The sequence below is a fragment of the Sodalis-like endosymbiont of Proechinophthirus fluctus genome, assembly GCF_001602625.1.
Classification (GTDB): domain Bacteria; phylum Pseudomonadota; class Gammaproteobacteria; order Enterobacterales; family Enterobacteriaceae.
Genome location: NZ_LECR01000047.1, coordinates 23,999 through 32,806, shown reverse-complemented (window position 1 = coordinate 32,806; position 8,808 = coordinate 23,999). Strand labels below are relative to the sequence as shown.

The following is an 8,808-nucleotide window of genomic DNA, read 5'->3' as shown; positions in this document are numbered from 1 at the left end:
ATCTGATTGCCTTCGCCTACAGCAACGTCGACGCCAGAAAAGCGATGAGCGGGGATCTGGCGCTGATACATGGCCTGCTGGTAAAAGGTTCCCCTGTCGATCGACTGCGCGTGCTGTAAAATGCGCTGCTGTGGATTAACTTCCGTTTTTATCTGGCGCTGCTGTTCTGGTTGGTAGTAGGTAGCCCCCTTGGGAGTCCGGTGCCCCTGGAGGGATATGCATTTCTGCGCGCCTAGCAAACGTGGTTGGCGCGCCGCTCCATCAAGCCCATGAAACGCGCGCTCTGGCATCGATTTGTTGCTGCACTAGCTGGATTGGTTGCCGATGCGCCTGGCGGGTGCAGCATCAGGTTCTCACGCGGCTGGCATAATTTTCGCTGACGCGCGAGCCGTAACCTGGATGCGTTGCAAACGCTGCGCACCTCGGTGTCACTGGCGAAGAAAGTCACGTTGGTCATTGTAGTGGTGCTGTTGACTATCTCTATAGCGCGCTGGTCTAGTTTGCCAAACGCGGGTGGCAAACCTCAAAAGCCAGATGCGAATTGACGGAAGGCTTAGCTACACAGTATTGGCAGAAACGACCAGCGACAATTTGTTATTCGCTAATTGGGTATGCTATCGCCTCGGTAGAGGAAGGGAGAACGACTTCCTGTATTCCAGTGAGACCATTTCCTTAGCACTATCCGCTTTTAAGTGTCTATCAAACTAAATACAGCCAATACATCAAAGAACGATGCGCCGCAAAGCGCTATCGTAGGAGCTGATTACTCAATTCGACGCATTCAACCTGCTTATCTTTTCCTCTTTGATGGATTGTTACTGAGATATAAACAAGTATTACAGTCTTTCTATCTAAAAACGGTAGGCACAGTGTCAATAATATTATGGTCATCTTTGATGAGCTATAATATAATACCATATTTTCAAGATTAAAAATACCGGCGCAGTTGATTGTTGTTGATATCAATAAAGTGTATGTGTTTGGAGGCAGATTATGTAGTACAGCCAGTTGATTATCATTGGCGATAACTTGCTACACACTGTCGATTAGATGTTCGAGATGCGTTATTTTATTATGACTGATTTTTATCGGCTGCAAAGTTTCAGATCATGTAGGAGGGGAGATGTAGTTTTATTCTCATTAAGATTGATGTATTTCAATATTGGTGTTATGGCAGAAAAATACTACAAACGACAATTTTTGGCCTTTAACTACTTTAACGAAGTACTAGATAAATTATCTATGGAACTTAATGGATTATTATTAACCAGCAAATGTTTCAGCGTTTCATAAATGGGAGATGGTGGCTATTGTAGCGAGTTATGGCTGATGTTCATCCAGGAGGAGAGGCGCTGAATAAATAGCAGGTAATTGTGTCAATTATGGCTTAAATCGAGCAGCTCAATCTGGACAATAGATACCGGTGGAAACTGCTAAAGAGAATTGTGCGAGGCATCGATCTTTCTTACCTTGGGAAGGATATAAGGTGGAGATTCCTATAAATTTAAATGACTTAAATTAAGAGTATCATTCTTTTGAATGATGACATTCTCTGATTTTATTTACTTCGGCCGAGCGCTGTTCCTCTCTTTCAGTTTTATCCTGCATCTAAATTTGTAACTACTGCTCTATAACTAAGGGTAAAAGCTTGGGTATCTCATTATCCGTGTCCTTGAAATCCGTAACAGGAAGATACCACTGTGGGAGAAAATTCCTTCCATACATGCTAGCCAAAAATTTAAACATCTTATACCCTAATGAAATAAAAATTTACACTCGTTTTAGTGAAATGAAAAATCATTCAAACATAAAATTATAATTTTATTAATATTTTACCAATATTTTGATGCTATTTTTATCTGTATAGTATCGTTGATAGCTTAAGAATCGTATTTTCATGTAGAGCAAAAATCAAGCGGTAAAATATTTTATTATTATTTTTTTAAATGTTTTAAAAAATAATACTTTTTATATTTTTTTATTTTGATTTGATCATAGATTGAGCTATAAACCGACATGATGTGATAATAATCTTGGTGATAAGCTTGCGATATTTTTTTCTAAAATTATTTTATGTGAAATATTTCATTTCATCATTAATTATTTCTAGATAGCCAGAATAATATAAATTATATTCTTAGCCATTATGTTTATAGGCGGTTCCAGTTATTAGTGCTTCCTCAAGAATAGTTATACCGCTATTAACTCTGAACACTCTTTTTCCTTCATGGTAATAGATGTTTTGATAATGAAAATAAGTATGAAGTATTTCATGGTACAAAAAATAACAGGATCTCGTTTGAGCTAAGACTCATTAACTAAGTTCTCAACGTTCGTAATTATTACGTCATTTTCAGGATCGAAAATGATTGTTTTCTCATTAAATAATTTATCTGATAAAAAATACATTTTTTCCTTATAGTGATTGTAATCTTCTCACATCACCGTATGATATCAGTATTATGTCAACCTTATTATTCTCTAGACTTTATATTAAGTGTTTGCTAGAAGGGAAGGTATATATTATAGTGTTACTTAATGACTTTCCTCTTAAGGAATTTATTTCCATGAATAATTATCACATGTATCACAGATGAAAGGTATTTACCGGCTGCTGCGATATGAAAGGGATTAGTAGTGCTAACTGATCGATCATAAACTTTAGCACGAATATTCTGTCTATATTATCGTGACTTGTCACAGGCGTAGTAGAGAGACTGGTTATCGCTCTGTAGAGTATTTTATATCTTTTTCTTATGTTTTGTTATGCAGAAAAAGACCTCACTATTGTCCAAGATCTTTATAGTGAAAGTTTTAAGTTCATTTATTGAAAGTCAACCTATCGCTCTATTACACTAACTTCGATAAGTGTGAATATAACGCCGAGACTGTCAATAAGGAAAAAATTTAGTGATATTATTTTATGTAACTATTCTCTAAGGCGGGGATAGCCTTTTTTATTTACGCCTAGCAGTTGAAAACTCTGGTGCAGATAAGGAGATGCCTGTATAAATTAGTTATAGTGTAGATAATTATCAGCAAGAATAATTTTCTGATGTGGGCTTAGATAATTGAATGCTCTAGTGCATTTTCTTTTAATGCCATCACGTTTGGCAATGCAATAGCTGAAATCACCTAATTCACTAGGGCCAACTCTTAAGGGATAGTTTAGTTTAGATAATACATATTTATTTCTGATAAATCTATCTGTTGATACATTATTTGCAATATAAATATGATTTTGTAAATACTGACGACATTCAAGCATAAAGAGGAAAACTCTTGTCTCTCCATGCGTAACTACTAGAAGAAGAGGATTTCCTGACGTGACGCTTTTCAAAAAATATTTGAGTAGGTGAACATTTTCTATCTTATATAAATCTTATGATACATGATGGATATAGTTGAACTCTATCAATAATTTTCTAATGTTTCTTACCCTGCTACGGCCGATGTTATAAATTAACCCAAAACTGAGATCTATTTTCCTTATGAACTCTGTAGTTAATGCTAACTCCTTCACATATTTTCGATCGTTTTTTTGTTCTGATTTTATGCGGATATAAATTCTTATCGTATGTTTTTCTTTAATACACGTGGTATCTATGTATTGATACTGGTATTCCTAAGAAGATTTAACCTGATTTTTTTGACAATATTATCTGCAATTTTCCAAGCAATCTCCTACGCCGGGAATGAGAGAAATAATATCCAAAGAACAATCTATGGTTGCTGCAACGATATGCTTATTCTCTATGTCCTCGGCGAAATTTTAAAAAGGGATTAGTAATATCATAGATCTGATGAACTTTTCAAGCACTGTCTTTGAAAATCTTCTGTCATACAACATAGCAATATATTAATACTTAAAACTTTTTACAACATTATCAAAAAAACATCGATATACTCTGTTGTAGATAATAAGTTATTAATATAATTTAATGCTTAATAAATATTAATATTTCAGATTTGTTATCGTACTTATCACTAAATAGGTTATTCTTAATGCAGTAACTATCAAGCTTTTCTTCACGTAAGATAGCGGAATGCGTTCTTGTGAAATTAATGGAATACCAGAGAACTTCAGCTGATATTTGTGCTTTTATTAGTAGATTATGTGGCTTACATCTGTAAGGAATTACGTTCGCACAACTTACCTTTCCATCTCTATTAATGACTACGTGTGTCAGTGGCATCTACTTATGATAGTATTACCTAGTATAAAAATAGGATATCATTTTCACTAAAGTTATAAAACACATTACTCTTAACTAACTATATTATTTTTCTATAATATATAGTAAATAAATTCTTCCAAAATGGAATATATCTCAAGGTCATTTGGTAATAAATCATAATATTTTATTACAGTTACTTTATTATCGTAGAATTTTTAATGTAAATATTACCCTTAATCTCATTTTTGAGCGTGTAATGATCCGTGTTTTTCAAACAACTGTCTTTAATCGATTATGCGATCTGTTCTCGGGGCCGCCAAATTTTATGTATATTTACATAATATTTATATATTATGTAAATATACAATATATTGTTATACTGAATATAATGTGCAAGATTATTAAAATAGTTCAACAGCTTTTTATTTTTTCACTCGACTATTTCTAAGTGGTGATATAAGGTTGAGTTTGTAATAAATAGAAAATGTCGATGCGTACCGGAAAAAGAAAATGCTCGGCAAGCATAGCCGTATTTTACTATCATAATCCATTCATAAAATGAAACTCCTATTGCTTTATATTCGTTCTGATTAATAATTTTCTGGTCCGTATTTTAAATATCTCTATATTTCATACCTATATGAATCAGCTAGGTATTAAACCGCATAATATCAAGATTTTTCCATTCAGATATTTTTAATATCGGGAAATATATATTAATTGTGATTCAGGAGGTAGTCAGCGATGATACTTTTCTATTTTTCATTGAGAAAAATAAATATCATTTTTATTTCATATGTTATCTTTTTTCCCAAATTTTCTATACTGAACATGCCCTCGCGTATTTTGTGGTTTTCATCCTGTAGCGAGATGATGTTATCTAGGATTATAGTCTCGACAAATTAATGAAATTAATTAGCTCTCAACTAATAATATATCACTTTTTCATATTCTGCAGCAGTGAGTAGTTCGCTATTATCGCCGCCATAGTTACCCGTGCTATAAAGTAATTTTTTGGCTACTTCTTGATGATTTCTTGTGAACTAAATAAATGGTAATGTTCTCGAAGGCATTTTTATCATTTCTCACGGGAAATGAAAAGTTCAAATAGGAAGTGAGCTGTGTTGGTTTTGCTAATGGTTCATACCCCGACTCAACAATTCATTATGACTATCTTATCTATAGATAGCTAATACATCTAATACATTCTAACGCATGTTGTTCATATTTATGATGGCTCGTTTTATCAGGCCATCTTTCGGTAATAACTTAAATATTGCGGTCATCGTTCTGTTGTAACACTAGGTTAGATTACCCAAGGCCGGAAAGTGTATTCCTCATTCAAGGAATGCATGTTGTGTGAGTCTGCCTGTTTCTGGGGTGAGTATCACAAGGGATGAATTCTCGTAAAAGATAATATTTCAGAGGATCTCGTTTGACGCTGATGACGTGTTTTTATTGTCTGCTGAAGTAGCGGTAATGTTTGTAGCATCAGGCTTTTCCTTAGCAGAGAGGAAATGCAATGCAACAAGCAGTTTTAGCCGGTATTACAGGCTCATAGACGGTAGATGTCTTTCGATCATTGACAATTTTTCGTGTTCTAGATCGATGGCCCATAACAGAAACATTAAGAAAATCATTAAGGGAACATCTAGTTTTTTATAATTATTAGAATGCGATTTTCCAGGAACTTCATATTATTATTAGAAATAATATAGGAAATTATATTCTGTGTTTGCTCTTGTCCTTTCTCTAGTTTTACACTGGAGAAATCTGATATATTTTTAATCAATATTAATTATTTATTGACAATCATTATCCATGGTTTATCTCTTCCTTTTGTAGCAGTCGCTGAGCACTTTACTTTGTCGATTATTGTAGCTTGGGAAATCAAACTTAGGTCCCGATGAGGCGGCGGATAGACTGCTGTTTTGACGTTTTTAGGTTAGGTTATAGCTCATAGCTAATGGGGTTGAATTGGCGACGTTATGTCTGATTACGTTGCGGCTGTCCAGTTCTGATTGGCTGCGAGAAATTTAACATGATTATCAAGAGGCAGTTGGCTCTTCTGTTTATCATCAACCTAGTTAACATGCATTTCGATATGATTTCTATATTGATTATTAACAGTAATTTTTCATATCCTATCTTTTTGTTAAAAGAAATGTATAAAACCTCTACTTTTTTTAAAAAAGTAAATTTAAAGATGCGTAGCATAATCACTCTTTGCTATTAGTATTTTTATGCGCCATTCGTTGAAAGTTAAAATGTTTAATCTTCCCTATGTATATATAATAATATATTATATATACATAGATGACTTTACCTATTATCAAAGTACTGTAGTGAATTAGATGTAGGAAGCGAATGCGGGTCTCGCATTTGTGGGCGCGTAGTTTACGCACTTCATTTCTGTAACCTACACTTTCTAGATTAGAAGGGAATCGCATTGTGTGTGGCGTCACTTTGGCATTTGCAATGTTGATACTGGCAACGATATTGCTTAATTTTGGAAATATAGACATAATATTCATAATTAATTTAATCTCTGACCTTAAGTTATTTTTTTTCGTTAACATGCGGAGAAAGCGTTAACTATTGAACTGCCAATGTTATTTTCCATCTTGCCTGCTAAGTAATCAGAATTTTTTATTGGTAGGTACATATCTCCTGTTGTACTTTAATCCTAGTTTTAACGATAAAATAAAGAACTGAATCATATTATGATAATATTTTTACGCGTATATAAATTTAAAATAACCCCGTTTAATATACTTCCCATGACCTGCTTACATTTACCCTCTTTGAGATCGTTATATGCCTCCTTTCTCGACATCCTCGTGGTACGTAAATAAGTATACCTGACGAGTAATGTAAAAAAATCAAGTGTAATCAAGTGAAGCGTAACAAGCAAACGTGATGAAAATTTGTACCATAGTGGTAATCCAAGAAGAGGAATACCTGTTGCAATAAGCGGGATGCAGGGAGTAAAACGTGGAGGGCAATCCTCGATTCAAGGCATGTGAGACGCGATATGGGGCATGTAAGATGTGATACGGCGCAGTACATCGTATAGGGTACGCTGCAGGCGCTAGGCCCGCGCGTGACATGACTCTTGATATAAAAGTCGTCAGTGAAAAAGCCGCCTACGGCCCCCGCGCCAGCACAGTAACATCGTGCTGGCGCGAGAATAGGGGGATCAGCGTGCACTAGCGCAGCGCGCTGGTTGAAGGTTTTCAGCACGAAACCGATGCCCAACACCACCAGCAATACCGGAATAAAAACACTGAATGACCATGCCTAGCATGAGGGGCATAATTGCTAAAATACCCGCCATGAAAAGTATAGGCAAAGGCAATCAATTGCCTACCGGGTACCATATCGCCGGAAAGAGCAGAACAACACCCTACTGTGCTTTTTGCACCGAAATTTTCAATGTTCCAGCCTGATCATGCTCCAATTGATCACTAGCGCTGAAACTACCAACCCCATCAGCAGTCAGAAAGCTCGGCCTGGCATCAGTAGTTAAGCAACATACAAATCTCGGTCGCGACACGGCCAGAGACGCTGAGTAGCGGCCACCGGCACGCCATGCCGCTCTACTTTGGCTAGTGATTACGGGCTATTATTATGGCGGGCTAGACACCGTACAGCATGCGGCTATTGCTATAAACACAGCTATTATATAGACAGCGCGGAGGTCAAAAACACCAGATTAATGATATTGGCCACCCAGTAGCTATCAACTGACTGGAAAATAAATATAAATTGGCTGCCGCCTTCCACTATTTTAGCCCAGTAGTACAGCGAAAACAGGATCGCCAGTGTGCCGATGTAAAATATCAAAATACGGTAAATGACCTGATTAGTGGCTTTGGGGGAATGCTGTGCGCCGGGTTATCCGCCTCAGCATCAGTAATGCTCACCAGCTCCCAGACCGCCGAAGAAAAACATAAATAACCTACATGGCCATCAGCAAGCCCTTGCCGCCGTGGGGGGAAGAAGCCTCCCTGCGCCTATAAATTGGTAACGCTGACTTCGGGGCCACTGCGTCCGCTCTGCAGTAACCAGGCGCCAAAGACGATCATCGCCACGATGGGGATCAATTTGATAATGGCGAACCAGAATTCCATTTCGCCATAAAGCTTCACGTTGGCCAAATTGATGGCGTTAATCAGAAGGAAAAATACCACCGCCAAAACTCAGGTAGGCAGTTTCGGCCACCAGTATTGCATAATAGATCCAGACTGCGGACAATGCCGCCATCGTTGACAGGAGGATATACAAGTACCCAATAATTCTAGCCGGAGGCGAAACCGGAGAAATTGCCCCAGTATTTTATAGGCGAAGTGGCTGAACGAGCCGGTCACCTGCTCATCCACCACCATCTCACCCAGTTGGCGCATGATGAGGAAGACAATAACGCAGCCGATAGCGATGCCCAGAATGATCGAAGGGCCGGCCATTTGTATAGTTTGCGCAATACCCCTAGAAACAGGCTGGGCTGGTGACAATCGCTCCACCCAATGCAATAGCTGTATATGGTGGTTTTGTAGCCCGTATTTCAGCGTCTCGGCGTGCTGTTGACCTTCCATCATCGAATACTCTGTCGTTATGGCAGGAAGACACC

The 8,808-nt window shown here is 37.1% G+C and carries 2 protein-coding genes and 2 pseudogenes; 2 read left to right on the top strand and 2 right to left on the bottom strand.

Annotation, left to right across the window (positions count from 1 at the left end):
• Both ampE and BG74_RS20590 read left to right on the top strand, forming a co-directional pair.
• Positions 1-306 (top strand): annotated as a pseudogene (gene ampE, locus BG74_RS20595) (regulatory signaling modulator protein AmpE); the annotation flags it as partial.
• 98 nt (positions 307-404) lie between these two features.
• Positions 405-545 carry a hypothetical protein gene (locus tag BG74_RS20590; RefSeq protein WP_439895677.1) on the top strand — a complete coding sequence of 47 codons (141 nt, stop codon included), beginning with the start codon at positions 405-407 and terminating at the stop codon, positions 543-545.
• A 7,314-nt stretch (positions 546-7,859) separates the two neighbouring features.
• Here BG74_RS20590 and BG74_RS17070 read toward each other — a convergent pair.
• The gene (locus BG74_RS17070) at positions 7,860-8,024 is read right to left on the bottom strand and encodes a hypothetical protein (RefSeq protein WP_244267338.1); all 165 of its coding nucleotides are present in this window, start codon (positions 8,022-8,024) and stop codon (positions 7,860-7,862) included.
• A 170-nt stretch (positions 8,025-8,194) separates the two neighbouring features.
• Positions 8,195-8,644 (bottom strand): annotated as a pseudogene (locus tag BG74_RS17065) (hypothetical protein).
• Between the last annotated feature and the right edge of the window lie 164 nt (positions 8,645-8,808).